Here is a 25553-nt window from a genome sequence, read left to right as displayed (position 1 = left end):
CGGCGCGCCCAGGGTGCCGCACCACGACGACTCCGCCGCATGCCAGCCGACTCACTGACGTGGCGAGTGGCACTCCCGGCTGGTACTCCCGCCGCCGGACCGAGCTGCCAAGATCGACCCACAAACGCCGAAGGCCCGGTTTTCGCAGGGGCCTTCGATGTAATGCGGGGGCGGGTTCTTGACGCATATCCCCGACCGGGGATACCGGATGGTCGAGGTGCGGGGACTGCCCTGAGGTGGCGTGGAGCCACGGCCAGGGGACCCAGGTCCCTGGCGGCGAATCGCGATCATCGCGCTCTTCTACGGCGACGGCCTGTCAGCAGGCCGCTCTCGCGGTCGCTTCGCCCGCGGTCGTCGCGCACGGGCCGATCTCAGAGCGGCTGATCCCTCTCACATGCACCTGCGCGATGTTGTCGGCGACGTCCGCGTCGGGGGTGCCGGAACCGACCGCCGCGACGTTGGTCCAGCTGCCCAGGCCATCGCGGCGGACCTGCACGGTGACCGTCGTCGTCGCACCCGGCCGCAGACCGTCGATTGAGCAGTACAGAACGCGCTGGTCGACTCTGCAGTCGCCGGCGGCGGCGCGCGCTCTCAGGAACGTGGCCGCGCCGAGAGTCTGGTCGCCGACGACGACGTTCCCGGCCGATGCTCTGCCGTCGTTGGCGACCGTGATCCGCCACGTGTCGATCGGCGTCGCACCGGGCGTCGTGGAGACGAGCCGCTTGACGACCGTCACGTCCGGCGCGTCGCCGCCGGGAACCGGATCGGGACCGGGCGGATCGTACGGATCGGGGTCTGGGCCTGGGCCTGGGCCTGGGTCGGGGCCTGGGCCTGGGTCGGGGCCTGGGTCGGGGCCTGGCGGCAGCGTGCGGACGTTGACGAAGCGGCAGTCGACGGCCGGATCCGCGGGTGTCAGCCGCACGACCGCGCGACCCTGCTCGAACGGCGTCAAGCGGCCGTCGCAGATGACCGCGAGCAGCTTCCAGTCGCCGTCGTCCTGCGGCGTCGCGTTCGACTCCTGGATCGTGTAGCGACCGAACGGCAGCTGGCGCAGCGACTGGCCGCGGGCGCGGACGACCGTGCCTGTTCTGGCCGTCGTCGCGCGCTGGCGCCGTTGGACGGTCGCGTCGGCGAGCGGGGAGACGACGAACGCGGCCGTGCCGGTGCCACCGTAGGTGACCTTTCTGAGGGTGATCCGGCCCGGCTTCTCGAGCCGGTTGACGATCGTGCAGACCGTCCCGCTCGCCTCGGTGACGACGCCGACGATGTCTCTCTCGGCACCGAAGTCCTGCGCGTTGCAGGTGGCGCCGATGCGTCTCCAGATGCCGAGCCGGCTGCGCGGCAGCCGCTCGGTCAGGTGGTATCTGCCGGGCTCGACCGTGATCGGGTCGCCGGCCGCAGCAACCCCTTCGAGCGTCGTGCGGAGCCTGCGTGTCGCGACCGCGTCGCCGTCCGCGTCGCGCAGCGTCAGGCGGAATCTGCCAGTGCCGCCCTCGGTGACCTTGCGCACGATCACGACCGCTCTCGTCGGTCTCGGCCGGTTGACGTAAGTGCACGTGACGGTGTCACCTGCCGCGAGTGCGATCGCGGCGCTCCCGGCGGCGAGATCGGTCGTGACCGTGCTCGCCGCCGAGGTGCAGTCGATTCTCGTCAGCAACCAGCCGGCGGGCACCTGCTCGTTGACCGTCCACGGCGCCTCGCCCAGCCCGGTCTCGGCGCGGTAGAAGGTCTCGCTCGCCGGCGCGCCGGGGCCGGCGGTCAGTTCGAAGGCGCCGTCCGGGTTGTAGGAGACGTTGCCGCCGAAGCCGAACGTCTCGCTCGTCGCGTTCTCGCCCTCGACCTGCTTGCGGATCACGATCGTGCCGCTGCTCGGCGGCGGCGTGACGTAGTAGGCGTAACAGAAGACGTGCCGCACGCCGGAGGGGAACTGGACCGTCTCGACGTTGTCGCCGTTGAGGTCGTCGATCGCGCAGCGCAGCGCACCGAAGCCATATCTGCCCGCGAATCTCGGATCCTGGTAGAGGACCGGATCCTCCGGCTCACCGCCCTGCAGCCAGAGCGCGTTGCGACCGGCGCGCGAGACCTGGTCGCTGCTCAGCTCGATCGTCGTCGCGCCGTCGATGTGTCTGCCCTGCACCCGCTCGCCCTGGTAGTCGCGCGCCGGCACCGTCCCGTGCGTGACGACTCTCGTCGCGTCCGGGTTCAAGACCTTCGACAGCGCGCCCCAGACGCCCGTCACCGCTCTGGTCTGGTAGCTGGAGCCGAAGGTGAAGCTCCAGCCGACCAGCGGCCGGCAGTCCGGCTGCCCCTGCTGCTCGGTGCGCGGATCGACCTGATCGCCGGAGCTGTAGAGCGTGTCCTCGCCGAGGTCTCTCAGCGACTCCATGATGTTGTTGCGCGCGAGGTTCGCGCGGATGTCGGCGTACTCGTGACACTCCCGCGCCGCGAGCGTCACGAACACGTCGGTCCCTCTGCCGTCCGGCTCGTCCTGCGAGATCTGCTGCGCGCCCGCCGGCACGCCACCTGCCAGCAGCACGGTCGTGATCCCCAACACGATGCCAAACGTCCCCCACCGTCCAACCGCCCCCATCCGCGCCTCCGTTCACGACAGCACCCACGCCGAACGTCCGCCTTCCGGTCGGCTTTTACCCACTCAAGTAGTTGTCGCGAACGTGAGGCGCAACCCGCACCTCGAAAGTAGGTAGGATTTTTAGTGCAATGGCCCGCAGTTCAGACCTTCTGGTCACTGGGCCGCCGTGGACGGCGAGGCCGTTGATGAGCATCAGGTCGACGGCGAACAACGCCAGCGCCAAGGGCGCATCCACCACCGCCGCCGAGGTGCGCGCACCCGGCTCGCCGAGGAGGGCCGCCGCTGGAGCCTGGGCAGTCCCGCCTCCAGCATCGGACCATGTGGACGGCGTCGGATTGCCTCAAACTGCTCTCTCGTGCTCGTCCGCCAGCCACGACTTGGCAGCAGGCAGATCGTGGACCGCGAAGGCCCGTGCCTTGCCGGGCATGAGGACCGACCAGGCCTTGATCGCCGGCTTGACCCACGACTCGTCGGCCACGATCGCCACGCGCTCGAACGCTCCGGCATGACCGGCCCGGAAGCCAGCGTCAGCCCAGATGGCGTCGCTCTCTACCTCAGTCGCTTCCGGCCCAAGGAGATAGAGAAGCCGAACCGTCTCGCCCTCAGCGATCCGCCGCCGCAACAGTGGCTCGACGACATCCTCCCAATCATCGTCCTCGACCTCGCCGATCGCCTGGAAGCCGATCGTGCCAGCCGGCATGTCGTCCATCCGTCGCAGCATGCGCTCCTCCAATACTCCGAGTTGCGATCGAGCATCTCACGGACCGCAAACCGCCCGCCAAGCGGGAGCGCACGGAGCCCACGAACACGATCGTCAATCGCCCAACCCCGTCCGACACGAGATCACCTGGATCCCTTGCGCATGTGGCGTCACGCGAAGGCGGCTCTTCCCGTGCGGGGCTTATCCGCCTTCGATCCGGCACGGGGACGCAGGGCTCGCCGTGGCGCTCGCGGTATTCCTGCCACCAGGGACGGCGGGCGGGCTCCGCAAGCCGGGCCATCATCGAAGCACACGTTGCAATGCCAACGCCAAGCTGACAATCGTCGCGTCCGGCCGCGACGAGAAGCAGACCGAAGCGCACACCCGCGTCGCAGGTCCGTCTACAAGGCGGAATTCGAACCCGCGACTTCAGGTTGTGAGCCCGCCCGCCAGCCCGGCCGGCCACTCGCGGCCGGCCGAGGTGCGACTCCCGCCTCAGTCGAGCCCGTCTCCGAGCGCCGCCCGCCGGCCCAGCAGCGGCGCCGCGCGGTAGCGCTCCTCGCGCAGCTCGCTCCAGAGCCCATCGAGGATCGCCAGCACGTGCGGCAGCCCCAGCGCGGCGGACCACGCGACCGGGCCGCGCGGGTGGTTGACGCCCAGCTCCATGCCGGCGTCGACGTCGGCGGGCGTGCCGTTGCCCTCGCCGATCAGGAAGGCGGCCTCGTTGACGAGCTGGGCGACGATCCGGCCGAGCACGAGGCCCGGGCCGTCGCCGACCCATTCGGGCACGCGGCCGAGCGTGCGCACCAGCTCCTCCGTCCGCTCGGCGGCGAGCGGGTCGGTGCGCGGCGTGCGCGTCAGCTCGACGAGCCGCGCGCCCTCGAACGGCGCGAGCAGGTGGATGCCGGCGGCCCGCGGGTCAGTGAGGTGCAGCGAGGCGCCGGCGAGGAAGAGCGCGCGCGGCCCGGCCGTACCGCCGACTCCGCCGTCGCTGCCACGCGCCGTGTCGCCGATCGCCAGATACGGCTCGGCGTGCTCGCCCACGTCCCAGCCGGCGCCGCGCGCGGCCTCGCGCAGCGCGTCGAGCGCCGGGCCCTCGCCCGCGATCGTCAGCGAACGCCCGCCGCCGCCACCGGCAGCGGGCGGCTCGGGATCGGCCGGGCGCCCAGACCCGCCGCCGTCGTAGCGATACCAGCCCTGCCCCGTCTTGCGACCAAGGCGCCCGGCCGCGACCATCCGCGCCGCGAGCGGCGAGGGCCGGTAGCGCGGCTCCAGCGTCTGACGGTAGAAGCCCTCCGCGACCGCATGGTTGGTCTCGATCCCGATCAGGTCCATCAGCTCGAACGGGCCCATGCGGAAGCCGCCGCCCATCCGCACGATCCGGTCGACCTGCTCGACCGTCGCCTGGCCATCCTGCACGACCCGCAGCGCCTCGAGGAAGAAGGGGCGGTTGACGCGGTTGACGAGGAAGCCGGCGACGTCGGCGGCGTCGATCACGCGCTTGCCCATCGCCTCGCCGAGCGCGCGCGCCGTCGCGACGACCTCCGGCGCGGTCGCGACGCCGGGCACGACCTCCGCGAGCTTCATCACCGGCGCCGGGTTGAAGAAGTGCAGGCCCACGACGCGCGCGGGCCGCGGCACCCCGGCGGCGATCTCGGCGACCGACAACGACGAGGTGTTGGTCGCGAAGACGCAGTCGGGCGCGGCGATCTCCGCGAGCCGCTCGAACAGGTCGAGCTTGAGGTCGAGCCGCTCGGGCGCCGCCTCGATCACGAGCCCGCACGGCGCGAGCTGCTCCAGCGCGGCCGCCGGCTCGACCCGCGCGCGGATCGCCGCCGCGTCGGCGGCGCTCAGCCGGCCTCTGGAGACCTGCCGGTCGAGGCCGGCGGCGACGGTCGCCAGGCCGCGTTCGAGCGCCTGCGGGACGGGATCGTGGAGGAGCGTGCGGGCACCGGCCTGCGCTGCGAGCTGGGCGATGCCGGCGCCCATCGTGCCGGCGCCCACGACGCCGATCGTTCTCGGGATAGCCATGGCGGCGACGGTATCGCATCGGTCATCATGCTCGATCAGACTGTCCGGACATCATGTACGATCGATCGATGAGCACCCTCGAGCATCCCTCGACGTCGATCTTCAGCGACGTCCACCACCAGCTGCGCGAGTCGATCCGCTCGTTCGTCGAGCGCGAGATCGCGCCGCACACCGCCGGCTGGGAGGAGACGACCTATCCCGACGCGATCGTGCGGCGGATGGGCGAGCTGGGCTTCCTCGGCCTCTCGATGCCGGAGCAGTACGGCGGCCAGGGCGGCGACTACTTCACGAACATCGTGCTCGCCGAGGAGATCGCCCGCGGCGGCTCCGGCGGGCTGCTGATGGGACTCTCGGTCCACACCGACATGGTGATGCCGCCGCTGCTGGAGTTCGGGACCGAGCAGCAGAAGCAGCGCTGGCTGCCGGCCGGGATCGCGGGCGAGACGATCTTCGCGCTCGGGATCACCGAGCCCGACGCCGGCTCCGACGTCTCCGCGATCACGACGCGCGCGGTCCGCGACGGCGACGACTGGGTGATCAACGGCGCCAAGACCTACATCACCAACGGCCACCGCGCGGGCATGATGCTGACCGTCGTCAAGACCGATCCCGACGCCGGCTACGACGGCTTCACGACCTTCCTCATCCCGATGGACACGCCCGGGGTGGTGCTGGAGAAGCCGCTGCACAAGATGGGGATGCACGCCTCCGACACCGCGTTGATCGCGCTGCAGGACGTGCGCGTCGGCCCCGAGGCCGTGCTCGGCGAGGTCGGCCGCGGCTTCCAGCAGATCATGTGGGAGCTGCAGGCCGAGCGCGCGATCGCCGCGGCCGGCTGCCTCGCGTACGCTCAGCGCGCCTTCGACCTCACGCTCGCCTACGCGCTCGAGCGGCGGACGTTCGGCCGCCCGCTCGGCAAGCACCAGGCGATCCGCCACAAGTTCGCGCGCATGGCGATGGAACTGGAGGCGACGCGACGCCTGATCTACGCGACCGCGGCCGACTACGCCGCCGGCAGGTACAACGTGCGCGAGATCTCGATGAGCAAGCTCAAAGCGTCCCAGGTCGCCTGGATGGTCGCCGACGAGTGCGTGCAGATCTACGGCGGCGCGGGCTACATGAGCGAGTACCCGGTCGAGCGGATCATGCGCGACCTGCGGCTCTACCGCATCGGCGCCGGCGCCGACGAGATCATGCTTGATGTGATCGGCAAGACGTACGGTCTTTAGACTGTCGCGGCGATGCCGTCCGCGACCCGCAGGCCCCAGAGCAGACGCGCCGCCCGGCGCGAGGTCATCCGCGACCGCCTCCTCGACGTCGTCCAGCGCCTGTTGGCCGACGGCGAGAGCTTCACCGAGATCAGCGTCGAGCGGATGGTCCAAGAGGCCGGCATGTCGCGCTCGACGTACTACGTCTACTTCGAGGACAAGGGCGACCTGCTGCGCGCTTGGTTCGGCGAGATCGAGGCGGAGATCGCCGAGGCCGTCGCGGGCTGGTGGGAGATCGACGGCGACTCCTCGCGCGCGGACCTGCGCGCGGCGCTCGCGAGAGTGGTCGAGGTCTACCACCCGCATGCCCCGCTGATGGCCGCGACCTACGACGCCGCCGAGTACGACCCGAGCGTCCGCGAGCTGGTCACGGCGATGATGGGCGCGAACATCGCCAGCCTGCGCAAGCACATCCGCCAGGGCCAGGCGGCCGGCTTCATCGATCCGGAGCTGCCGGCGGCGGAGACCGCGCAGTGGCTCACGTGGATGGCCGAGCGCGCCTTCCACGTCTTCCTGCGCGGCCTCAGACCGGCCCAGCTGCGCACCCAGGTCGACGCCTACACGGCGATCGTCTGGAACACGCTCTACGCGCCGGTCCGCGCCGGCGCGTAGACGCGGACGCCGCGGTCAGCGCCCGTTGAACGTGGGTGCGCGCCGCGCGAGGAACGCGGCGATCCCGTCGCGCACATCGTCGGTCAGCGCCAGCTCCGCCATCACCTGCCGCTCGGCGTCGAGCTGCTCGGCCCACGAGCTGCCGCTCGCGGCGGCGATCAGCCGGCGCAGATGGGCGTAGGCGCGCGTCGGCCCGTCGGCCAGCCGCCGCGCGGTCCGCTCGGACTCCGCGGCGAGGCCGGCCGCCGGGACGACGCGGCTGACGAGTCCCCACTCGGCCGCCTCGGCCGCGCTCAGCACCCGCCCGTCGACGAGGAACTCCCACGCCCGGCGTGCGCCGGCGAGCCGCGTGACCGCCCACGAGCTGCCGCCGTCACCGCTCATCCCGAGCTTGGCGAAGCCGGAGGCCAGCCGCGCGTCGTCGGCCGCGATCACGACGTCGGCGCACCACAGCAGCCCCAGTCCGCCGCCGGCCGCCGCGCCTTGGACCGCCGTGACGACCGGGACCTCGAGCGCGCCGAGCTGCGCGAGCGCGGCGTGGTAACGCGAGATCATCCGCTGCAGCTCGGCCGGGAGGTCGTCGCCGACGCCGTGGAGGTGGCGCAGGTCGCCGCCGACGGTGAAGCTCGGCCCGTCCGCTTCGATCAGCACCGCGCGCAGCCCGGGGCGCGCCGCGCAGGCCGAGGCGGCGTCGAGCAGCTCGTAGGCCATCGCGCGGTCGATCGCGTTGTGCGCCTCGGGCCGCGCGAGGCGGAGGCGCGCGAGCCCCTCCTCGAAGCGAAGGCTGACGACGCCGGAGGCGCTCATGCGGGATCCCTCTCGTTCAGCGCGGCGCACCACAGCGCCGTGTCGGTCCACTGCTCGAGCGCGGTCAGGCCGGCCGCGCCGCCGCTCCAGAGATGGGCGAAGCGCGCGTTGACCTGGGCGCTGGTGCCGCGCGCGACGCCGCGGTAGGTGCCGGCGACCAGCAGTCGCCCGTCGGCGCACGCGATCCAGCCCTCCGGCTCGGCTATCACCTTGAAGGCGCGCCCGATCGCCCACCAGCCGTCGCGCAGCATCGCCTCGGCCCCGCGATGCAGCCCCGCTCCGGCGGGCATGCCGTCGGCGATGCGACCCTCGAAGCCCGGGTCGAGCAGCGCCAGGACGCCGTCGCCGTCTCCGGCGCCGAGCGCGCCGTAGAGCCGCGCGACGGCGCGCTGCAGCGTCTCAGCTGACGACGCCGGCATCGCGGAGACGCTCGATCTCGTCACGGTCCACTCCCCAGTCGGTCAACGCGTCGTCGGTGTCGGCGCCGGGATCGCGCGGCGGCGTGCGCAGCGTGCCCGGCGTGCGGCTGAAGCGCGGCGCGGGCGCCGGCTGCAGCACGCCCTCGAACTCGGTGAAGGTGCCGCGCGCGACGTTGTGCGGATGGGCCGGCGCCTCCTCGGGCCGGTAGACGGCGGTCGCGCAGGCCTCCTCCCCCTCCAGCAGCTCGGCCCATTCGGCGCGCGTGCGGGTGGCGATCGCCGCGGCGATCCGCTGCTTGAACAGCGGCCAGCGCGCGCGGTCGAACTGCGGCAGCTCGTCGGCGGGGAGGTCGAGCAGCTCCAGCAGGCGCGCGTAGAACTGCGGCTCGATCGCGCCGACCGCGACGTGCTCGCCGTCGGCCGTCGCGTAGACCTCGTAGAAGTGCGCGCCGGAGTCGAGCAGGTTCGTCCCCGGCGGTCCGGGCCATTGGCCGCCGGCTCGCAGCGCGTGGACGATCGTGGTCAGCACGGCCGTGCCGTCGACCATCGCGGCGTCGACGACCTGCCCGCGGCCGGAGCCGCGCGCCTCGACGATCCCGCACAGCAGCCCGAAGGCGAGGAACATCGCGCCGCCGCCGTAGTCGCCGACGAGGTTCAGCGGCGGCAGCGGGCGCTCGCCGCCGCGGCGCATCGCGCCGAGCGCGCCGGCGATCGCGATGTAGTTGACGTCGTGGCCGGCGACCTGGCTCAACGGCCCGTCCTGGCCGTAGCCGGTCATCCGTCCGTAGACGAGCTTCGGGCTGCGCGCGAGCACCACGTCGGGGCCGAGCCCGAGGCGCTCCATCACGCCGGGCCGGAAGCCCTCGATCAGCGCGTCGGCGCCCGCGCACAGCCGCAGCACCAGCTCCGCCGCGCCGTCGGCCTTCAGGTCGATCCCGACCGAGCGGCGGTTGCGGTTGGTGAGGTTCCACGCGCCGCTGCCGAGCCCGGCCGAGCCGGGCCGTTCGAGCCGCACGACGTCGGCGCCCATGTCGGCGAGCAGCATCGCCGCGAACGGGCCGGGTCCGATCGCGCCGATCTCGACGACGCGCACGCCGGTCAACGGGCCTGCCTGTGTCATAGTCTCCTCAGACATCGTGTCCGGACAGAACGTATCATCCACAGCCGAGGCGTACGCCTTCGCCGCCGACGCGGGCATCCATCCGCTCGTGCTCCCGACGCCGTTCGGCGTCGGGCCGGTCAACACCTATCTCGTCGAGGACGACCCGCTGACGCTGGTCGACTGCGGGCCCAACGTCGCGACCGGGCTCGGGCTGCTCGAGCGCCTGCTGGCCGAGCGCGGCCACACGCTCGCCGACCTCGAGCTGGTCGTCGTGACGCACCAGCACATCGACCACACCGGCCTCGCCCGCGCGATCGCCGAGCGCACCGACGTCGAGGTCGCCTGCCTCGACGCGCTCGCCCCGGTGCTGCGCAGATGGGACGAGCACGGCGTGCTCGACGACGACGACGCGCGCCGCCTGATGCTCGACCACGGCGTCGAGCCGCACGTCGCCGACGCGCTGCGCGCCGTCGCCGACGTCGTGCGCGGCTACGGCTGCTCGGCGCCCGTCCACCGCCCGCTGCGTGACGGCGAGCAGCTCGCGCTGCGCGACCGCACCTTCACGGTCCTGCACCGGCCCGGCCACTCCCCCTCCGACATCGTGCTGCTCGACGCCGAGCGGGAGATCGCGCTGACCGGCGACCACCTGCTCAGCGGGGTCTCCTCGAACGCCGTCATCACGCGGCCGCTCGGCGAGTGGGACGGCCGCCGCCCAGAGCCGCTGCTGCAGTACCGCGCCTCGCTGCAGGCGACGCGCGAGCTGCCGTTCGAGCTGGGCCTCGGCGGCCACGGCGGCCCGGTGACCGGCCATCGCGAGCTGATCGCCGAGCGGCTGCTGGCGCAGGAGCGCCGCGCCGCCCACTTCCACGACCTGCTCGCCGAGCGGCCGCTGTCCGCGCACGAGCTGGCGACGGCCCGCTGGGGGCCGATCGCGATCACGCAGGCATTCCTGACGCTGTCGGAGGTGCTCGGCCACCTCGGGCTGCTGATCGCCGACGGCGTCGTCGCGGAGGACCGTTCGGGCGCCGTGATCCGCTTCCAGCGAATCTGAGCAGACTGCCCGTCCATAATGTTCGGACGCGCTGTGCCATCGGGCACGGCGGTTGGGAGCCTGGCGCGAACCGCTCCCCGACCCGAGGACCCCATGGAGATCGACGCGCGCCGCCAGCAGTTGGAGACCCGCTTCTCGCCGTGGACGGCGATGGCGCTCGACGAGCGCCTCGACGTCTGCGCGGAGGAGTTCGCGGACCGGCCCCTGGTCGTCACCGACGACGTCACCTGGACCTACCGCGAGGTGCGCGACCTCTCCGTCCGGCTCGCCGACGGGCTCGCCGCCCTCGGCATCGGCCCCGAGCATCGCGTCGGCATCCTGATGACCAACTTCCCCGAGTTCGTGCCGGCGAAGTTCGCCGCCGCGCGGACGGGCGCGATCAGCGTGCCGCTCAACTTCCGCTACCGGCAGGAGGAGCTGGCCTACGTCCTGCGCCAGTCGCAGTGCTCGGTGCTGATCACGATGACGGGCTTCGACGGGATGGACTACCTCGCGATGCTCGACGAGATCGCGCCCGGCTGGGACCACGGCGGCTGCGACGCGCTGCCGGACCTCAGACACGTGATCGCGCTCTCGACCGACGGTCGCGAACGCGACGGCGCGATGACGCTCGACGACCTCGCGCGGCTCGGCGACGCCAACGCCGGTGCCAGCGCCGCCGGCCGCCGCAAGCCGGACGACGTCGGCGACATGCTCTACACCTCCGGCACGACCGGCAGCCCGAAGGGCGTCCTCGTGACGCACGACGCGGTCCAGCGGACGGCATACGGAAGCGCGCTCACGCGTGCCTACCAGGATGGTCGCCGGGTCCTCTTCTCCCTGCCCTGTTACCACATGTTCGGGTACGTCGAGGGGCTGCTGTCGACGATGCTCGTCGGCGGCGCCGTGATCATGCAGACGAGATTCGATCCGGGCGAGTACCTGCGCGCGATCGAGCAGCACCGCGCCGACGACATGCTGTGCGTGCCGACGATGACGGTCGCGCTGCTGGAGCATCCCGACCGCCGAACGCGCGACCTCTCCTCACTCGACGCGATGCTCTCCGGCGCGGCTCCCGCGCCGGCCTGGCTCTACGAGCGCTGCCGCGACGACCTCGGCGTGACCGAGATGGTCACCGGCTACGGGATGACCGAGTGCGGCGGGGCGATGACGCTGACGCTGCCCGAGGACCCGATCGAGCGCCACGTCACGACGGTCGGGCGGCCGAAGCTCGCCGGCGCCGCCGGGCTGCCCGCGCGCGGCGGCGACCTGGTCGAGTACGCCGTCGCCGATCCGGCCAGCGGCGCCCGCCTGCCCGAGGGCGAGGAGGGCGAGCTGATCTCGCGCGGGCCGACGATGATGATCGCCTTCTGGGGCAAGCCCGAGGAGACGGCGCAGACGCTGCGCGACAGCTGGGTCCACTCCGGCGACCTCGGGCGGATCACGCCGGAGGGGTACGTGCAGGTGACCGGCCGCAGCAAGGAGCTCTACAAGAGCGGCGGCGAGCTGGTGATGCCGAAGGAGATCGAGGAGCTGCTGTGCGCCCATGACGGCATCAGCCAGGCGTTCGCGATCGGCGTGCCCGACGACCGCTGGGGCGAGATCGGCCTCGTCTGGATCGTCCGCGCCCCCGGCTCGACGGTCACCGAGCAGGAGGTGATCGCCCTCTGCAAGGACAGCCTCGCGCGCTTCAAGGTGCCCAAGCACGTGCTCTTCGCCCGCTCCGACGAGCTGCCGATGACGCCGACGGGCAAGGTCCAGAAGTTCCGCCTCGTGCGCCAGGCGCAGGAGCTGCTGGAGCACGTGGCGACCTGACGTGCGCCCGCACGAGCCGACAGCAGCGCCCGCCCTGGCGGTCGACACGCACCGCGAGGCCGCGGCGCTCGCGCGCCCGCCGCTGCTCGTGCGCCGGCCGCTGGAGGCGCTGCTCGACCGTCACGGGATCGGCGCCGGCCCGGTCGAGGCGGAGCTGGTCGGCGAGGGCGAGTCCAACGTGACGCTCGTCATCCGCCGCGGCGACGCGCGCGCGATCCTGCGTCGGCCGCCGCGCCGGCGCTCTGAACGGGCGACCCGCAACGTCCTGCGCGAGGCGCGCCTGCTGGAGCTGCTGGAGCCGACGGCGGCACGCGCGCCGCGGGTCCTGCTCACCTGCGTCGATCCCGCCGTGATCGGCGTCCCCTTCTACGTGATGGAGGAGGTCGCGGGCAGCGTCATCACCTCGACGCTGCCGATCGGACTCGACGACGCCGACGGCCGCGACACCGTCGCGCGCGAGCTGGTCGACGCGCTCGTCGAGCTGCACGCGATCGACCTCGCCAGCAGCGGGCTGCACGCGATCGGGCGCTCCGACGACTTCCTCGAGCGCCATCTACGGCGCTGGACGGGGATCTGGGAGCGCCACCGGACGCGCGACGTGCCGGTGCTCGACGAGGTGACCGGCTGGCTGCGCTCGCATCGCCCGGAGCCGTCGTCGGCGCCGACGCTCGTGCACGGCGACTACCGCCTCGGCAACGTCGTCTTCGCCCCGGCGGGGCCCGCGCGGCTGCGGGCCGTGCTCGACTGGGAGATCGCGTCGATCGGCGATCCACTGTGCGACCTCGCGTGGATGCTGACGACCTGGCCGGAGTCCGACGACCCCGCCGGCACGCTGCTGACGATGGCCGGCGCCGTCGCGCCCGCCGGCTTCCCGTCGCGCGCCGAGCTGGCCGCGCGCTACGCCGAGCTGTCGGGGCGGCCGATCTCCGGCCTCAGCTGGTACACGGCGCTGGCGCTGTGGCGCGCGGCGATCGGGCTCGAGACGCTGCGCGAGCGGGCGCTGACCGGCGCGGCCGAGGACGCCTTCGTGCGCGAGCTCGCGGTCGGCGTGCCGGAGCTCGCCGACCGCGCCCTGACCGCGGCGCTCACGACCTGACGGCGTCAGGAGGCCAGCGCCGTGAGCCGGTCCTCGCCGTCGGCGGCGGCCGGCGCGGCGAGCAGCTCCGAGAGCCGGTGCGCCGCGACCGTCACCGCGCGGGCGTACTGCGGCTCGGCCTGGCGCAGCACGCCGGGCGGCATCGAGACGCTGAGCGCGGCGATCACGCGCGCGCTCGCGTCGCGCACCGGCGCGGCGACGCAGCAGACGCCGCGCTGGTTCTCCTCGTAGTCGAAGGCGACTCCGTCGCGCAGGGCGAGGTCGAGCTGGGCGCGCAGGTCGCCGACCCTTCCGACCGTCGCCTCCGTGAACGCCGGCAGGCCGTCGACGGTCGCGCGCTCCTGCACCTCGTCCCAGGAGCGGTGCGCGAGCAGCATCTTGCCGAGCGCGGTCGAATGGCCGGGCAGCCGCACGCCCGGGGCGCGCTCGGGCCCCTCGACCCCGGCGGGATGCCCGCTCGCGGCGACGCAGACGAGCCGGCGCCCGTCCCAGGTCGCGACGCTGGCCGCCTGACCGAGCCGGCGCGCCATCAGCTGCGTGACGGCGTCGGCCTGCCGTTGGAAGCCGTCGGTCTCGACGAGGTTGCGGCTCATCGCCAGTAGACGCCAGCCGAGCCGGTAGCGACCGCCTGGAAGCCGTTCGAGCAGACCGATGCCGGCGAGGCTGGCGAGCATGTCGTGGGCGTTGGACTTCGGCAGCGAGAGCGCGGAGGCGACCTCTGTCACCCCCCACTCCGGACGTTCGGTGGTGAACAGCTTCAGAACCTTGCCGACCCGGGCGACGGTGTTGAGCATCGACTCTCTCCTCTCCTCCGGCGCGGGCCTCGACGCCTCGCTGCCGGAACGGCAACTCTCCAGGCTGCCGTTCCGCGGGCGACCATCGTATCAGACAGTATGTCCGGTCAGCATGTCAATTTTTTGCGAGGGCTCCCCTGGCGCCCTCTCGCTCAGAGCGACGGCCGGTAGACGTATCTCGCGCTGCGCGTGACGGCGAACTCGAAGACGCCGACGCCCTCGACGGCGCCGTCGAGCACGAAGCGGGCCGGCCGGTCGACCATCGGCGTGTCGAGCGCCCGCGGCGTGACGCTCCCGTCCAGCGGCCACGTCTCGTGCTCGACCACCCCGCGGCCGCGGGGCTTGCCGTGCCAGCCGCCGTAGCCGCCGCCCGAGAGGAAGCCGCCGCCGGCCGTCCCGTCGACGTCGAGCCGCAGCGTGCGCCCTGAGGCCGTCGTGAAGACGAGCGTGCCGCGCGGGCAGTCGAGGCCGGCGTCGAGCTCGAGCGCGTGAACGCCCGCGACGATCGGATCGTCGACGCCGTCGGTGCCGAGCACGGCGCCGTCGCAGTGGGTGACCTCGTTGTCACGGTCGAGGTTGAAGAGGACCGCGACCGAGCAGTCGGCGAACTGCGCCTGGATCCAGAGGTGGATCCCGCCGCCCTCGGAGACGAGCCGCACGCCGCGCGAGCGGTCGCGCTGGCCGCGCCAGCCGCCGACGTCGATCCGTTCGCCGTCGAGCAGCAGCGTCCCCTCGTACGTGCCCGACTGGAAGAAGTGACCGAAGTCGCTGACGCCGCCGCGGCCGTCCTCCAGATGGATCCGCTCGGTCTCCCACGGGTTCGTGCGAGCGCGCCAGATCACGTCCAGCTCGAAGCCGGCGGGGTTCTCTCCGACGACCAGCCGCCAGGCGCGCAGCGGCTCGACGATCTCCCAGGAGAGCGGGCCGACGCCGGTCGCCGGCAGCCGGTCGCTCTCATCGGAGAAGCGCACGTTGCGCTGCTCCCGGTCGACCCGGATCAGGTAGCCGTCGACCACCCCGCGGTTGGGGTAGGAGCCGGCGCCGAGCATGATCAGCGGCGTCGGGGCGGCCGGGTCGTGCAGGTTGAAGTAGAAGCGGTCGAAGAAGCGCTCGCCGCTCTCGTCGGGGGCCTCGCCGACGAGCAGGTCGTCTGTCGCGGTCAGTGTCGTCATCACAGCACCGTCTCCCCGCGCGCCGCCCCGTCGCAACGCGCGTCCGTCAGTCGCGGAAGGGTTTTCACGCGCCGCTCACGTGCCGGGCGACGTCGGGCCAGAACGGCGCGCGGACCTCGCGCCGCAGGACCTTCCCGACGCCGGACTTCGGCAGCTCGCCGGCGAACTCGACCGACGTCACCTTCTTGACCGAGCCGACCTGCTCGCGCGTCAGCTCGATCACCTCAGCGGCGCTCAGCGACGCGCCCTCCTCCAGCACCACGACCGCCTTCGGCGTCTCCCCCCAGCGCTCGTGCGGGACGCCGACGACGCAGACCTCCCTGACGGCCGCGTGCGTCGCGATCGCGCGCTCCAGCTCGGCCGGCCAGATGTTGTAGCCGCCGGAGATGATCAGGTCCTCCTTGCGGTCGGAGAGGTAGACGAAGCCCTCCTCGTCCATGTAGCCCATGTCGCGCGTGAGCACGCTGCCGTCGGGCAGCAGCCGCTCGGCGGTCGCGGCCGGGTCCTTCCAGATCTCCGTCATCCGCCCCGGCGAGCTGATCGCGATCTCGCCGACCTCGCCGGCCGGCAACGCGCGGCCGGCGTCGTCGACGACGGTGATGATCGTGTTCGGCGTCGGCCGTCCGATCGAGCGCAGCCAGCGCCGTTCGCGCTCGCTCCCCTGCGGCAGGTGCTGGTGCGCGTGCAGCATCGTCGCGGGGATCGCCTCGCTCTGCGCGTACATCTGCACGAGGATCGGGCCGAACCGCTCCAGCGCGCGGATCGCGGTGCGCTCGGAGATCGGCGAGGCCGCGTAGTGCAGGCAGCGAAGGCTGGAGAGGTCGCGGCGGTCGACGTCGGGATCGTCGAGCAGCGCCTGGATCATCGTCGGGACGACGACGGCGAAGCTGATCCGCTCGCGCTCGATCAGCTCCAGCGCCCGGCCGGGGTCGAACGCCTCCATCACGACGACGCGCCCGCCGGCCTGCAGGATCGGCCAGACGCAGATGATCGCGAGGTGGGTCAGCGGCCCGGCCGCCAGGTAGCGGTCGCGGTCGTCGAGCTGCGGCAGCCCGAGGCGCCACTCGTTCTCGACGTTCATCCAGGCGGCGTTGGTGTGGTAGATCCCCTTCGGGCGCCCGGTCGTGCCGGCCGAGAAGCGCACGACGTGCCCGTCGCCGGGCCGCAGCTCGACCTGCGGATCGTCCGGCGCGGCGTCGGCGAGCACCCGCTCGTAGGCGAGGTGGCCGCGCGCGTCGCCGCCGAACACCAGCACGTGCTCCAACTGGGTGAGCGCGCCGAGGTGCGGCTCGATCTCCTCGACGTGGTCGGCGTGGACGAGCAGGGCGCGCGCGTCGACCAGATCCATCATGTAGGCGTTCAGCTCGCCCGTCTGGTGCGTGTAGAGCCCCGATCGCACGTAGCCGCCGAGCGCCACGCCGGCGAGCTGTTCGATCGTCTCGAAGCCGTTCGGCGTCAGCAGCGCGACGCGGTCGCCCTGCGCCAGCCCGAGCCCGCGCAGGGCGTTGGCGAGGCGGCTGGCGCGTTCGAACAGCTCGGTGTAGGTCTGCTCGCGGTCGCCGTGCACGACCGCGACGTTCTCGCGATGGTGCCGGGCCGCTTGACGAATGAGGTGCGCGAAGTCCATGTCGCGCAGCGTGCCGTGCCGGCCGCGGGTCGCAGGAGTACGGTCCGAGACTGCTGGACGCGCGGAGAGCGACGACGCTCGCGGCGCGATGATCGCGACGCTGATGTCCCCCCACGGCGCTGCGTCCGCCTGCTGAAAGGAACCGCCCCATGTTCATCCGAGATCTCGTCCGGCGGCTTGCGACCGTGACACCGGAGCGGCTCGCCTACGTCGACCCGGCGCGCTCGGTGACCTGGGGCGAGGTCCACGAGCGCTCGGACCGGCTCGCGGCGGCGCTGCAGCAGCTCGGCCTCGCCAAGGGCGACCGCTCGGCGATCATCGCCTACGAGACGGTCGACGTGATGGAGCACTGGATCGCCTGCACGAAGGCGGGCGTCGCGCGCGTCGGCATCAACTGGCGCTACGCCCAGCGCGAGATGCGGCACATCCTCGACGACGCCGACCCCGCCGCCGTCTTCGTCAGCGCCGACTGCGTCGAGCATCTCGGCCGCGAGACGATCGAGCGGCTGATCGCCGACGGCCGGCGGGTGATCGGCTTCGGCGCCGGGCACGGCCTGCCGCTCGACGTCGAGACGCTGATCGCCGACGCCGGCCTCTTCGCGGCGCCCGAGATCGAGCGCTCCGACGTGATCGCCGTCTCCTACACGTCGGGCAGCACCGGCATGCCGAAGGGCGTGCTGCTGACGCAGGAGGGCGCCGCCTGGCAGCTCGCCTCCGCGCCGTTCGCCGGCGGTCTGCAGAGTGGCGACGTCGTGCTCAACAACCTGCCGATGCCCGGCTTCCCGATCTACCTCAGCTCGTACGCGATGTCGCGCGGCGCCACGACGGTGCTGCCGCGCCTGTTCGACCCGAAGGCGACCGCCGCGCTCGCGCGCGAGCACGGCGTGACGGTGATGATCGCCGTCCCGACGATGCTGCCCGCGATCATCGACGCCGCCGGCGACGGCCTCGACGCCTTCGAGCGGCTGCGCGCGATCATCATGCTCGGCAGCCCGTCGACCGCCGGCATCCTCGCGCGTGCCAGCGCCGCCTTCGGCTGCGAGCTGCAGAACTGGTACGGCTCGACCGAGACCAACGGCGCGATCTGCATGCTGCGCGACGCCGATCGCGCCGCCTTCCCCGACCGCGACCTGTCCAGCTCGGTCGGGCGGCCGCTGCTGCACGTCGACTTCGCGATCCTCGACGACGAGGCGCGCGAGCTGCCGCGCGGCGAGACGGGCGAGATCGCGGCGCGCGGGCCGCTGCTGGCCGGCTACCGCAACAACCCCGCGGAGACCGAGCGGGCGCTCGGCGACGGCTGGGTGCGGACCGGCGACATCGGCGTCCAGGACGACGCCGGCTTCGTCTTCCTGCAGGACCGCAAGAGCTTCATGATCATCTCGGGCGGCTTCAACGTCTACCCGGCGGTCGTCGAGACGGTCCTCTCCCAGCACCCGGGCGTCCACGAGGTCGCGGTCGTCGGCGCGCCCCACCCGCGCTGGGTCGAGGCGGTCGTCGCCGTCGTCGTGCGAGCGCCCGGCAGCGAGGTGACCGCCGAGGAGATCGTCGCCTTCTGCGAGCCGCGCGTCGGCCGCTGGGAGGTGCCCAAGCACGTCGAGTTCGTCGACGCGCTGCCGATGGCGGCCTCCGGCAAGCTCGACAAGCGCGGCCTGCGCGCGCGAATCGCGGAGGCGCCGGAGCGCCTCCCCTGGCCGGCTACCGCTGCGCCGTGATCAGCGGCTCCAGCGGAAGCGTGTCCATGAATGCCTCGTCGCGGCTGAGCTGGGTGCCGCGCACCTCGCAGATGTCCATTCCGTGGATCGTGATCGTCTCGCCGCCGGCGCGGTGCGTGAGGTCGGCGGACCACATGCACATCTGCGCGTCCTTGCCTTCGAGGCGGTACTCCTCGGTCACGGTGAACTGGAAGTCCCAGACCTTGAAGAACTTCGTCAGGTACCGCCGCAGGTCGTCCTTGCCGACGATCTTGCCGCGCGTCTTCGGGTCTCTGTAGACGACGTCGTCGGTGTAGGTCGCGAGCGTCGCCTCGACGTCGAGCGTGTTCCACGCCTCGATGCAGTCGCGGGTGGCCTTGAAGATCTGCTCGTCGGTGAGCGAGGTGGTCGTGGCGCTCATGGGTCTCCTCCTGGAGTCGTCAACGCGACGAACAGGATCAGAGCACAGCGGGCGCCGCGATCACTGTCCGCCTATCTCGACCGGTAGCCGACGCGGCCGTCGTCGAGCGTCACGCGCGCCAGCTTCTCCTCGGCTTCGAGCCGGCCGAGCAGGCCGAGCACGGTGCTGGCGCTGAGGAAGGCCCACTCCAGCGCCGTCCGCGGCCACAGCCGCTCGGCGAGCGCGCACGCCGTCAGCGTCTCGCCGCGGCCGAACAGCTCCAGCGCCTCGCGCGCCTGGAGGTCCTGGAAGGCGAGGTGGCGGTCGATCACGTCGCGCGGCGCGTCGAAGCAGTCGCCGTGCCCGGGGATGACGAGGCCGTCGAGGTCGCCGCGCGACCGCGCCAGCGAGCGGCGGTAGTCGAGCAGCCGTGCGCAGCGCGCGGCCTCCTCGGCGAAGTCCGCGAGGACGCCGATCGGCCGGTCGAACATCGGCATCGACGCGTGGTCGCGCATCAGGTGGTCGCCGGAGATGACGATCCCGCGCCGCGCGTCGGCGAAGACCGTGTCGGTCTCGCTGTGGCCGGGACGGTGCAGCACGTCGAACGCGCCCGCTCCGATCTCGACCACGTCGCCTGGGGCGACCGACCGGTCGATCCGCACCGCCGCGGCCCAGCGCGCCTCGGCTTCGAGCTCCCGCTCGGCCCGCGCGGCGACCTCCGCGCCGAAGCCGTGCAGCTCCAGCGCGACACGCGCGAACGCGAAGTCGCGCGCCATCTGCGCGTCGTAGTCGGTCAGGAAGGTCGCCGCCTGCGCCAGCGCGACGACCGGCGCGCCCGAGCGCTCCGCGACCGACGCGGCGAGGCCGACGTGGTCGACGTGGTGGTGGGTCAGGACGATCTGCTCGATCTCCTCCAACCGCCGCCCGATGCCCGCGCACGCCGCCTCCAGCCGCTGCATCGCGCCCGGCAGCAGGCTGCCGGCGTCGACGAGCGTGAAGGGATCGCCCTCGAACAGCCAGGCGTTGACCGAGCCGACGACGTAGCCGGACTCCAGCTCGACCCGATGGATGCCGCTGCGCATGGTCGTCATCGTCGCCCACGATGCCGTTCGCCGCGGCGTGGTCGAAACCGCTTGCGAGATACCCGAATGGCGCTTGGGGGCATGTCGCTGGCGGACGTAGCGTCGGACGATCCGCTGACAAGGAGGAAACCGTGGGCCTGTACGGGCTTGCCGACTCGCTCTATCGCAACCGGACGGCGCGCCAGGGCGACGCCGACCGCGTCGCCCTGGTCTTCGAGGACCGCAGCTTCACCTACGCCGAGCTGGAGTCGCGCGTGCGACGGCTGGCGACCGGTCTCGCCGCCGCGGGCTTCCAGCCGGAGGACCGCTGCGCGATCCTGCTCTACAACCGCCCGGAGTACGTCGAGCTGTATTACGCGATCGCCCATCTCGGCGGGGTCGTCGTGCCGCTCAACTACTACCTCAAGGGGCCGGAGATCGCGTACGCGCTCGACGACTCCGACGTCCGCTGGCTCGTGCACGAGCCGGCCTTCGACGAGCTGCTCGGCTCGATCTCCTCCGATCTCCCGCCCGACCTGCGGACGGTCGCGCTGACCGACGGCGAGACGGAGGCGCTGCGCTACGAGCAGCTGATCGAGGCCGGCGCGGCGGCCGACGCGCCAGTTGCCGCGACCGCGCCCGACGACCTCTTCCTGCTGCAGTACACCTCGGGCACGACGGGGCTGCCGAAGGCGGCGATGCACTCGCACGGCAACATCCTCTTCAACGCGCTCACGCAGGTCGCGGAGTTCGCGATGACCGAGGACGACGTCCACCTCGTGCTGCCCGCGCTCTGCTGGGGCGCCGGCTTCCACGACTTCACCGTCGCCACCTGGTGGCGCGGCGGAACGGTCGTGCTGCGCCCGAGCGGCGGCTTCTCCGGCGCGGAGTTCTGCGCGACCGTCGCGCGGCACGGGGTCTCGATCGTGCTGCTCGTGCCGTCGGTGCTGCGGCTGGTGCTGGAGGGCGACAACCTCGAACGGCACGACATGTCGTCGCTGCGGCTGATCCTCAGCGGCGGCGAGCACGTCCCGATCGAGGCGATCGAGGATCTCCAGCGGCGGCTGCCGAACTGCCAGTTCCTGCAGGGGTACGGGCTGTCGGAGTTCCCGACGATCATGACCTACCTCGACGGCGAGCACGCGATCACCAAGCGCGGCTCCGCCGGCCGCGCCTCGATGACCGCCGTCGTGCGGGTCGTCGACGACGAGGGCCGCGACATGCCGGCCGGCGAGCCGGGGCAGATCATCTGCCGCTCCCCCGCCGTCACGCACGGCTACCTCGGGCGCGACGACGCGACCGGCACGACGCTGGTCGACGGCTGGCTGCACACCGGCGACCGCGGCTGGGTCGACGAGGACGGCTTCCTCTTCATCGCCGGGCGCGTGAAGGACATGATCATCAGCGGCGGGCTGAACGTCTATCCCGCCGAGATCGAGCGGGTGCTCGGCCGGCACCCCGCGGTCAAGGAGGCGGCCGTCGTCGGCGTCCCGCACGAGCGCTACAGCGAGGTCGGCCGCGCGGTCGTCGTCGTCGACGACCCCGACGCGCTCGACGCGAGCGAGCTGGAGGCGCTCTGCCGCGAGCAGCTGGCGAACTTCAAGGTGCCGCGCGAGTGGGAGATCCGCAGCGAGCCGCTGCCGCGCACGACCTCAGGCAAGGTGCAGAAGTTCCTGCTGGTGCCCGCGCATGACCGCCGCTGAACGCGCGGCGCTTCCCCCGCTGCTCGTGCTCGAGCCGCTGGAGCGGCTGCTCGACGCGCACGGCATCGGCGCGGGTCCGCTGGAGGCGACGCTGATCGGCGAAGGCCACTCGAACGTCACCTTCCTGCTGCGGCGCGGCGCCACCGAGGTGGTGCTGCGCCGCCCGCCGCGGCCGCCGTTCGACCCGCGTGCCCACGACGTGCTGCGCGAGGCGCGCTTCCTGACCGCCCTGCGCGGGACGGCGGCGCGCATCCCGGAGGTGCTGCTCGTCTGCGACGACCGCGCCGTGCTCGACGTGCCGTTCTACGTGATGGCGAAGATCGACGGGTACGTCGTCACCTCGACGCTGCCGGCGGCGCTGTCCGACGGCGCGCAGCGGCGCGCCGTCGCCGACGAGCTGGTCGACGCGCTCGTGGAGCTGCACACGGTCGACGCGGGCCGCCCGGCGCTCGCCGCCTTCGGCGACGGCGAGCGGTTCCTGGAGCGGCAGCTGCGGCGCTGGGGCGGGATCTGGGAGACGCGCCGGGCGCGCGAGGTGCCCGAGGCCGACGAGGTGCTCGCATGGCTGCACGACCACCGGCCGCGGCAGCGGGACGTGACGGTCGTGCACGGCGACTACCGGCTCGGCAACGTCATCTTCGCCCCGCGCGCGCCGGCCCACCTGGCGGCGATCCTCGACTGGGAGATCGCGACCGTCGGCGACCCGCTGATCGACCTCGGCTGGCTGCTGTCGGCGTGGCCCGAGCCCGGTGACGACAGCGGCGCGATCCTGTCGCTGGCGGCCGCGGTCGCCGACGGCGGCTTCCCCAGCCGGCGGCAGCTCGCGGAGCGCTACGCAGAGCGCTCCGGCCGCTCGATCGAGGCGCTCGGCTGGTACACGACCTTCGCGTTCTGGCGCGGAGCGGTCGGGCTGGAGACGATCTACGCGCAGGCGGTCCGCGGCACGACCGACGACCCCTACGCGCACGAGCTGGAGAGCGGCGTGCCCGAGCTGGCGCGGCGGGCGCTGCGCGAGGCGCGCGCGGCGAGCTGAGACGGACTTCGCCGCGGCGCGCCGTGCAGGGCGCGCCGCGGCTGCGGTCGCGAGCGCGCCTCGCAGGGCGCGCCGCGGCCCACCGGTCTCAGCCGCCGAAGTACGCCTCGGCGACGAGCTGCTCGCCGGCCTCGCCGTCGAGCGAGCGCGTGACGCGCCCCTGGTCGAGCAGCAGCACCTCGTCGCAGACGGCCTTCAGCAGGTACGGGTTCTGCTCCATCAGGATCAGCGCGACGCCCGTCTCGCGGATCCCCGTGAGCGCCTCCGCGACGCCGTCGATCGCGACGGGCGAGAGCCCCAGCGAGGGCTCGTCGAGCACGATCACGCGCGGCTGCTGCACGAGCGCCCGCCCGATCGCCAGCCACTGCTGCTCGCCGCCGCTGAGCGAGCCGGCGCGATCGCCCGCCTTGCGCGCGAGGATCGGGAAGCGCTCCTCGACGTCGTGCAGCTGCTCGGCGGTGAGCTTGACGCCCGCGCCGAAGGCGGCGACCTCGAGGTTCTCGCGCACCGTCAGGTCGCCGAAGATCATCCGCCCCTCCGGCACGTGCGAGAGGCGGGCGCGGACGCGCGCGCGGCTGTCCTTGCCGCTGACGTCGTCGTCGCCGATCAGCACGCTGCCGTCCATCACCGGCAGCGCGCCCGTCAGCGTCTGCGCCAGGCAGGTCTTGCCGGCGCCGTTGCGGCCGATCACGCCGAGCGCGCCGCCGGCGGCGACGTCGAGGTCGATCCCGTGCAGGACGGGCACGCCCCGGCGGTAGCCGGCGTGCAGGTTCGCGGCACGCAGCATCAGCCCACCTCCTCCGTGTCCTTGAGCTCGACGTTCTCGCCGAGGTACGCGACCCGCACCTGCTCGTCGCGCACGACCTCCTGCGCCGGCCCCGACGCGAGCGCCTGGCCGGCGGCGAGGACGAGCAGCTCCGGGCAGAGCGCGGTGACGAGCGGGACGTCGTGCTCGACGAGGCACAGCGCCGTCTGGGGATGCTCGCGGTAGTAGCGCTCGATCGCCTCGATCAGTTCGCTGCGCTCCTCGCGGCTGAGCCCCGCCGCCGGCTCGTCGAGCAGCAGGACGACGGGCTCGACCGCCGCCGCGCGCGCGACCTCGGCCATCTTGCGCACGCCGTAGGGGACCTCGTCGGGAAGCCCCTCGCCGTACGCCGCGCAGCCGAACAGCTCCAGCGCCGCGTCGACGCGCGCCGTCTCCTCCGCCGCCGAGCTGCCGTGCACCCGCCGCCCGAGCGCCGCGCCGAGGCGGACGTTCTCGGCGATCGTGAGGCTCGCGGCCAGCTGCGGGTGCTGGAAGGTGCGGACGATCCCGAGCCGCGCGCGGGCGCCCGGTCCGAGGCGATCGATCGAGCGGCCTCTGAAGTGGATCGCTCCTGAGGTGGCCCGGTAGACCCCGCTCAAGACGTTCAGCAGCGTCGTCTTGCCGGAGCCGTTGGGCCCGATCAAGCCGAGCCGCCGCCCGGGTTGCAGGGCCACGTCGACCTCGCGCAGCGCGTGCACGCCGCCGAACCGCATGCCGACGGCGCTGCCGTCGAGAAGATCTGCCGTCATCGTCCCTTCCTCCGCATCAGCGGGGCGATCGTGCCCCGTTCGAGCAGCTGGCCGAGGCCGCCGCTGCCGGCCAGCAGCGCCGCGAGCAGCACCACGCCGAAGACGATCCCGGTCGAGGAGGCCGGCACGACCGACTGGATGTTCGGCGGCAGCGTCCCGACCAGCAGCCCGCCGAGCCAGGCGCCGACGACGCTGCGGGAGCCGCCGACGAGGCCGCCCGCCAGCAGCGAGATCGACAGGAAGACGGTGAAGACCGTCGGGTTGAGGAAGCCGACCGCGAGCGCGTAGCAGAGGCCCGCGATCCCGCCCAGCAGCGCGGCCCAGGTCCAGACGGCGATCTTCAGCAGCGACGGCCGCAGCCCGAAGCTGCGCGCCGCGTGCGGCGCCTCGCCGACGGTCAGCAGCCGGCTGCCGATCGAGCGGCTGAAGAGCCAGAGGTTCACCGCCGCCAGCACGACGAAGAGGACCACGACGGCGATCAGCAGCTCCGTCGCGGAGCCGTCGATCAGCGTGTCGCCGATGATCGGCGGGGTGATCGCCGTGCCGGCGTCGCCGCCGGTGATCGACGACAGCGCGAGCGCGAGGTCCGGGACCGCGTACGCGAGCGCGAAGGTCGCCAGCGCCGTGAAGAGGCCCGAGAGGCGGACGGTGGGGATCGCGATCAGCAGGCCGAGCAGCAGGCTCACGACGATCACCGCCAGCACCACCGTCGCCAGGCCCCAGCCTCTGCTGAGCGTGTACGAGGCGGTGTAGGCGCCGATCGCCATGAAGGCGCCGGCCGCGAGGTTGATCTCGCCGAGCGTGCCCGTGATCGCGTTGTTGCCGAGGATCGCGATCGCGTAGATCGTGCCGATGATCAGCGAGTACTTGAGCGGGTTGTCGCCGGTCATCCCCGCGATCAGGACGACGATCGCGACGAGGACCAGCAGCAGGATCCGGCCGGGCAGCAGGATGCCCCGCCCGGTGCGGATCGACGCCGCGACGCGTTCGTCGCGCGGCGGACGGCCGTTGGTCGTGGCGGGAGCTGCGCGTGTGGTGCTCATCAGGC

At 72.7% G+C, this 25553-nt stretch carries 22 protein-coding genes; 8 read left to right on the top strand and 14 right to left on the bottom strand.

Features of this window, described 5'->3' with window-relative positions; translation table 11 throughout:
• Positions 1–316: 316 nt before the first annotated feature.
• From R7226_RS02390 to R7226_RS02380, 3 genes are all read right to left on the bottom strand, one after another.
• The gene (locus R7226_RS02390; protein WP_318595430.1) at positions 317–2554 is read right to left on the bottom strand and encodes a DUF11 domain-containing protein; all 2238 of its coding nucleotides are present in this window, start codon (positions 2552–2554) and stop codon (positions 317–319) included.
• Positions 2555–2930: 376 nt separating this feature from the next.
• Entirely contained in the window at positions 2931–3299 is a 369-nt protein-coding gene (locus R7226_RS02385) for a SpoIIAA family protein (protein WP_318595429.1), read from the bottom strand.
• Between the two features lie 486 nt (positions 3300–3785).
• Complete coding sequence (locus R7226_RS02380; RefSeq protein WP_318595428.1) at positions 3786–5321, bottom strand: 3-hydroxyacyl-CoA dehydrogenase NAD-binding domain-containing protein; 1536 nt, start codon at positions 5319–5321, stop codon at positions 3786–3788.
• 68 nt (positions 5322–5389) lie between these two features.
• Between R7226_RS02380 and R7226_RS02375 the strand changes: the two genes are divergently transcribed.
• Together R7226_RS02375 and R7226_RS02370 are read left to right on the top strand one after the other, a co-directional pair.
• Positions 5390–6550: an acyl-CoA dehydrogenase family protein gene (locus tag R7226_RS02375; protein WP_318595427.1), complete on the top strand. Its 1161-nt coding sequence runs from the start codon at positions 5390–5392 to the stop codon at positions 6548–6550.
• 12 nt (positions 6551–6562) lie between these two features.
• Positions 6563–7201 carry a TetR/AcrR family transcriptional regulator gene (locus tag R7226_RS02370; protein ID WP_318595426.1) on the top strand — a complete coding sequence of 213 codons (639 nt, stop codon included), beginning with the start codon at positions 6563–6565 and terminating at the stop codon, positions 7199–7201.
• A 15-nt stretch (positions 7202–7216) separates the two neighbouring features.
• On the opposite strand, the gene R7226_RS02365 is transcribed toward R7226_RS02370, so the two are convergent.
• The 3 genes from R7226_RS02365 to R7226_RS02355 are packed head-to-tail and all read right to left on the bottom strand — an operon-like array spanning position 7217 to position 9547.
• A complete protein-coding gene (locus R7226_RS02365; RefSeq protein ID WP_318595425.1) occupies positions 7217–8008 on the bottom strand; it encodes an enoyl-CoA hydratase/isomerase family protein in 792 nt (263 codons plus the stop codon).
• Positions 8005–8427, bottom strand: a complete 423-nt coding sequence (locus tag R7226_RS02360; protein ID WP_318595424.1) for a hypothetical protein — start codon at positions 8425–8427, stop codon at positions 8005–8007. The genes R7226_RS02365 and R7226_RS02360 overlap by 4 nt, the downstream gene beginning before the upstream one ends.
• Positions 8408–9547, bottom strand: coding sequence for a CaiB/BaiF CoA transferase family protein (locus tag R7226_RS02355; RefSeq protein ID WP_318595423.1), 1140 nt, complete (start codon positions 9545–9547; stop codon positions 8408–8410). The genes R7226_RS02360 and R7226_RS02355 overlap by 20 nt, the downstream gene beginning before the upstream one ends.
• A 16-nt stretch (positions 9548–9563) precedes the next feature.
• Between R7226_RS02355 and R7226_RS02350 the strand changes: the two genes are divergently transcribed.
• The 3 genes from R7226_RS02350 (at position 9564) to R7226_RS02340 (ending at position 13470) form a co-directional block, all read left to right on the top strand.
• Positions 9564–10580 carry an MBL fold metallo-hydrolase gene (locus R7226_RS02350; RefSeq protein WP_318595422.1) on the top strand — a complete coding sequence of 339 codons (1017 nt, stop codon included), beginning with the start codon at positions 9564–9566 and terminating at the stop codon, positions 10578–10580.
• A gap of 93 nt (positions 10581–10673) precedes the next feature.
• Positions 10674–12374 carry a class I adenylate-forming enzyme family protein gene (locus R7226_RS02345; RefSeq protein WP_318595421.1) on the top strand — a complete coding sequence of 567 codons (1701 nt, stop codon included), beginning with the start codon at positions 10674–10676 and terminating at the stop codon, positions 12372–12374.
• Between the two features lies 1 nt (position 12375).
• Positions 12376–13470: a phosphotransferase family protein gene (locus R7226_RS02340; RefSeq protein WP_318595420.1), complete on the top strand. Its 1095-nt coding sequence runs from the start codon at positions 12376–12378 to the stop codon at positions 13468–13470.
• Positions 13471–13475: 5 nt separating this feature from the next.
• On the opposite strand, the gene R7226_RS02335 is transcribed toward R7226_RS02340, so the two are convergent.
• The 3 genes from R7226_RS02335 to R7226_RS02325 all read right to left on the bottom strand — a co-directional run bounded on the left by R7226_RS02335 (position 13476) and on the right by R7226_RS02325 (position 17063).
• Positions 13476–14264: an IclR family transcriptional regulator gene (locus R7226_RS02335; RefSeq protein WP_318595419.1), complete on the bottom strand. Its 789-nt coding sequence runs from the start codon at positions 14262–14264 to the stop codon at positions 13476–13478.
• Between the two features lie 152 nt (positions 14265–14416).
• Positions 14417–15436: a hypothetical protein gene (locus R7226_RS02330; protein WP_318595418.1), complete on the bottom strand. Its 1020-nt coding sequence runs from the start codon at positions 15434–15436 to the stop codon at positions 14417–14419.
• Between the two features lie 64 nt (positions 15437–15500).
• On the bottom strand, positions 15501–17063 hold the full coding sequence (locus R7226_RS02325) for a class I adenylate-forming enzyme family protein (protein WP_318595417.1): 1563 nt from the start codon (positions 17061–17063) through the stop codon (positions 15501–15503).
• A 149-nt stretch (positions 17064–17212) separates the two neighbouring features.
• On the opposite strand from R7226_RS02325, the gene R7226_RS02320 reads away from it, so the two are divergent.
• Positions 17213–18775: a class I adenylate-forming enzyme family protein gene (locus tag R7226_RS02320; protein ID WP_318595416.1), complete on the top strand. Its 1563-nt coding sequence runs from the start codon at positions 17213–17215 to the stop codon at positions 18773–18775.
• Here the strand turns inward: R7226_RS02320 and R7226_RS02315 are convergent.
• Together R7226_RS02315 and R7226_RS02310 are read right to left on the bottom strand one after the other, a co-directional pair.
• The gene (locus R7226_RS02315; protein ID WP_318595415.1) at positions 18759–19175 is read right to left on the bottom strand and encodes a nuclear transport factor 2 family protein; all 417 of its coding nucleotides are present in this window, start codon (positions 19173–19175) and stop codon (positions 18759–18761) included. The genes R7226_RS02320 and R7226_RS02315 overlap by 17 nt on opposite strands.
• Positions 19176–19246: 71 nt before the next feature.
• Complete coding sequence (locus R7226_RS02310; protein WP_318595414.1) at positions 19247–20245, bottom strand: MBL fold metallo-hydrolase; 999 nt, start codon at positions 20243–20245, stop codon at positions 19247–19249.
• 122 nt (positions 20246–20367) lie between these two features.
• Between R7226_RS02310 and R7226_RS02305 the strand changes: the two genes are divergently transcribed.
• Both R7226_RS02305 and R7226_RS02300 read left to right on the top strand, forming a co-directional pair.
• Complete coding sequence (locus tag R7226_RS02305; protein ID WP_318595413.1) at positions 20368–21918, top strand: class I adenylate-forming enzyme family protein; 1551 nt, start codon at positions 20368–20370, stop codon at positions 21916–21918.
• Positions 21905–22951 (top strand): phosphotransferase family protein, encoded by a 1047-nt coding sequence (locus R7226_RS02300; RefSeq protein WP_318595412.1) that lies wholly within the window; start codon positions 21905–21907, stop codon positions 22949–22951. Before R7226_RS02305 ends, R7226_RS02300 begins: the two co-directional genes overlap by 14 nt.
• 88 nt (positions 22952–23039) lie before the next feature.
• Here R7226_RS02300 and R7226_RS02295 read toward each other — a convergent pair whose 3' ends face one another.
• Genes R7226_RS02295 through R7226_RS02285 form a run of 3 tightly spaced genes read right to left on the bottom strand, consistent with a single transcriptional unit; the run spans position 23040 to position 25548 of the window.
• Positions 23040–23738, bottom strand: coding sequence for an ABC transporter ATP-binding protein (locus R7226_RS02295; protein ID WP_318595411.1), 699 nt, complete (start codon positions 23736–23738; stop codon positions 23040–23042).
• The gene (locus tag R7226_RS02290; protein ID WP_318595410.1) at positions 23738–24505 is read right to left on the bottom strand and encodes an ABC transporter ATP-binding protein; all 768 of its coding nucleotides are present in this window, start codon (positions 24503–24505) and stop codon (positions 23738–23740) included. Before R7226_RS02290 ends, R7226_RS02295 begins: the two co-directional genes overlap by 1 nt.
• The gene (locus R7226_RS02285) at positions 24502–25548 is read right to left on the bottom strand and encodes a branched-chain amino acid ABC transporter permease (protein WP_318595409.1); all 1047 of its coding nucleotides are present in this window, start codon (positions 25546–25548) and stop codon (positions 24502–24504) included. The genes R7226_RS02290 and R7226_RS02285 overlap by 4 nt, the downstream gene beginning before the upstream one ends.
• Positions 25549–25553: the final 5 nt, after the last annotated feature.

The sequence above is a fragment of the Conexibacter stalactiti genome (genome assembly GCF_033542075.1).
Taxonomy (GTDB): Bacteria; Actinomycetota; Thermoleophilia; order Solirubrobacterales; family Solirubrobacteraceae; genus Conexibacter; species Conexibacter stalactiti.
This window is presented reverse-complemented; position numbering and strand designations above follow the sequence as displayed.

Bases quoted from the DNA above. Each gene is read 5' to 3' on its own strand.
- R7226_RS02385 (WP_318595429.1), bottom strand. From the start codon at position 3,299: ATGGACGACATGCCGGCTGGCACGATCGGCTTCCAGGCGATCGGCGAG.
- R7226_RS02380 (WP_318595428.1), bottom strand. From the start codon at position 5,321: ATGGCTATCCCGAGAACGATCGGCGTCGTGGGCGCCGGCACGATGGGC.
- R7226_RS02375 (WP_318595427.1), top strand. From the start codon at position 5,390: ATGAGCACCCTCGAGCATCCCTCGACGTCGATCTTCAGCGACGTCCAC.
- R7226_RS02370 (WP_318595426.1), top strand. From the start codon at position 6,563: ATGCCGTCCGCGACCCGCAGGCCCCAGAGCAGACGCGCCGCCCGGCGC.
- R7226_RS02365 (WP_318595425.1), bottom strand. From the start codon at position 8,008: ATGAGCGCCTCCGGCGTCGTCAGCCTTCGCTTCGAGGAGGGGCTCGCG.
- R7226_RS02360 (WP_318595424.1), bottom strand. From the start codon at position 8,427: ATGCCGGCGTCGTCAGCTGAGACGCTGCAGCGCGCCGTCGCGCGGCTC.
- R7226_RS02355 (WP_318595423.1), bottom strand. From the start codon at position 9,547: ATGACACAGGCAGGCCCGTTGACCGGCGTGCGCGTCGTCGAGATCGGC.
- R7226_RS02345 (WP_318595421.1), top strand. From the start codon at position 10,674: ATGGAGATCGACGCGCGCCGCCAGCAGTTGGAGACCCGCTTCTCGCCG.
- R7226_RS02335 (WP_318595419.1), bottom strand. From the start codon at position 14,264: ATGCTCAACACCGTCGCCCGGGTCGGCAAGGTTCTGAAGCTGTTCACC.
- R7226_RS02330 (WP_318595418.1), bottom strand. From the start codon at position 15,436: ATGACGACACTGACCGCGACAGACGACCTGCTCGTCGGCGAGGCCCCC.
- R7226_RS02325 (WP_318595417.1), bottom strand. From the start codon at position 17,063: ATGGACTTCGCGCACCTCATTCGTCAAGCGGCCCGGCACCATCGCGAG.
- R7226_RS02320 (WP_318595416.1), top strand. From the start codon at position 17,213: ATGTTCATCCGAGATCTCGTCCGGCGGCTTGCGACCGTGACACCGGAG.
- R7226_RS02315 (WP_318595415.1), bottom strand. From the start codon at position 19,175: ATGAGCGCCACGACCACCTCGCTCACCGACGAGCAGATCTTCAAGGCC.
- R7226_RS02310 (WP_318595414.1), bottom strand. From the start codon at position 20,245: ATGACGACCATGCGCAGCGGCATCCATCGGGTCGAGCTGGAGTCCGGC.
- R7226_RS02300 (WP_318595412.1), top strand. From the start codon at position 21,905: ATGACCGCCGCTGAACGCGCGGCGCTTCCCCCGCTGCTCGTGCTCGAG.
- R7226_RS02295 (WP_318595411.1), bottom strand. From the start codon at position 23,738: ATGCTGCGTGCCGCGAACCTGCACGCCGGCTACCGCCGGGGCGTGCCC.
- R7226_RS02290 (WP_318595410.1), bottom strand. From the start codon at position 24,505: ATGACGGCAGATCTTCTCGACGGCAGCGCCGTCGGCATGCGGTTCGGC.
- R7226_RS02285 (WP_318595409.1), bottom strand. From the start codon at position 25,548: ATGAGCACCACACGCGCAGCTCCCGCCACGACCAACGGCCGTCCGCCG.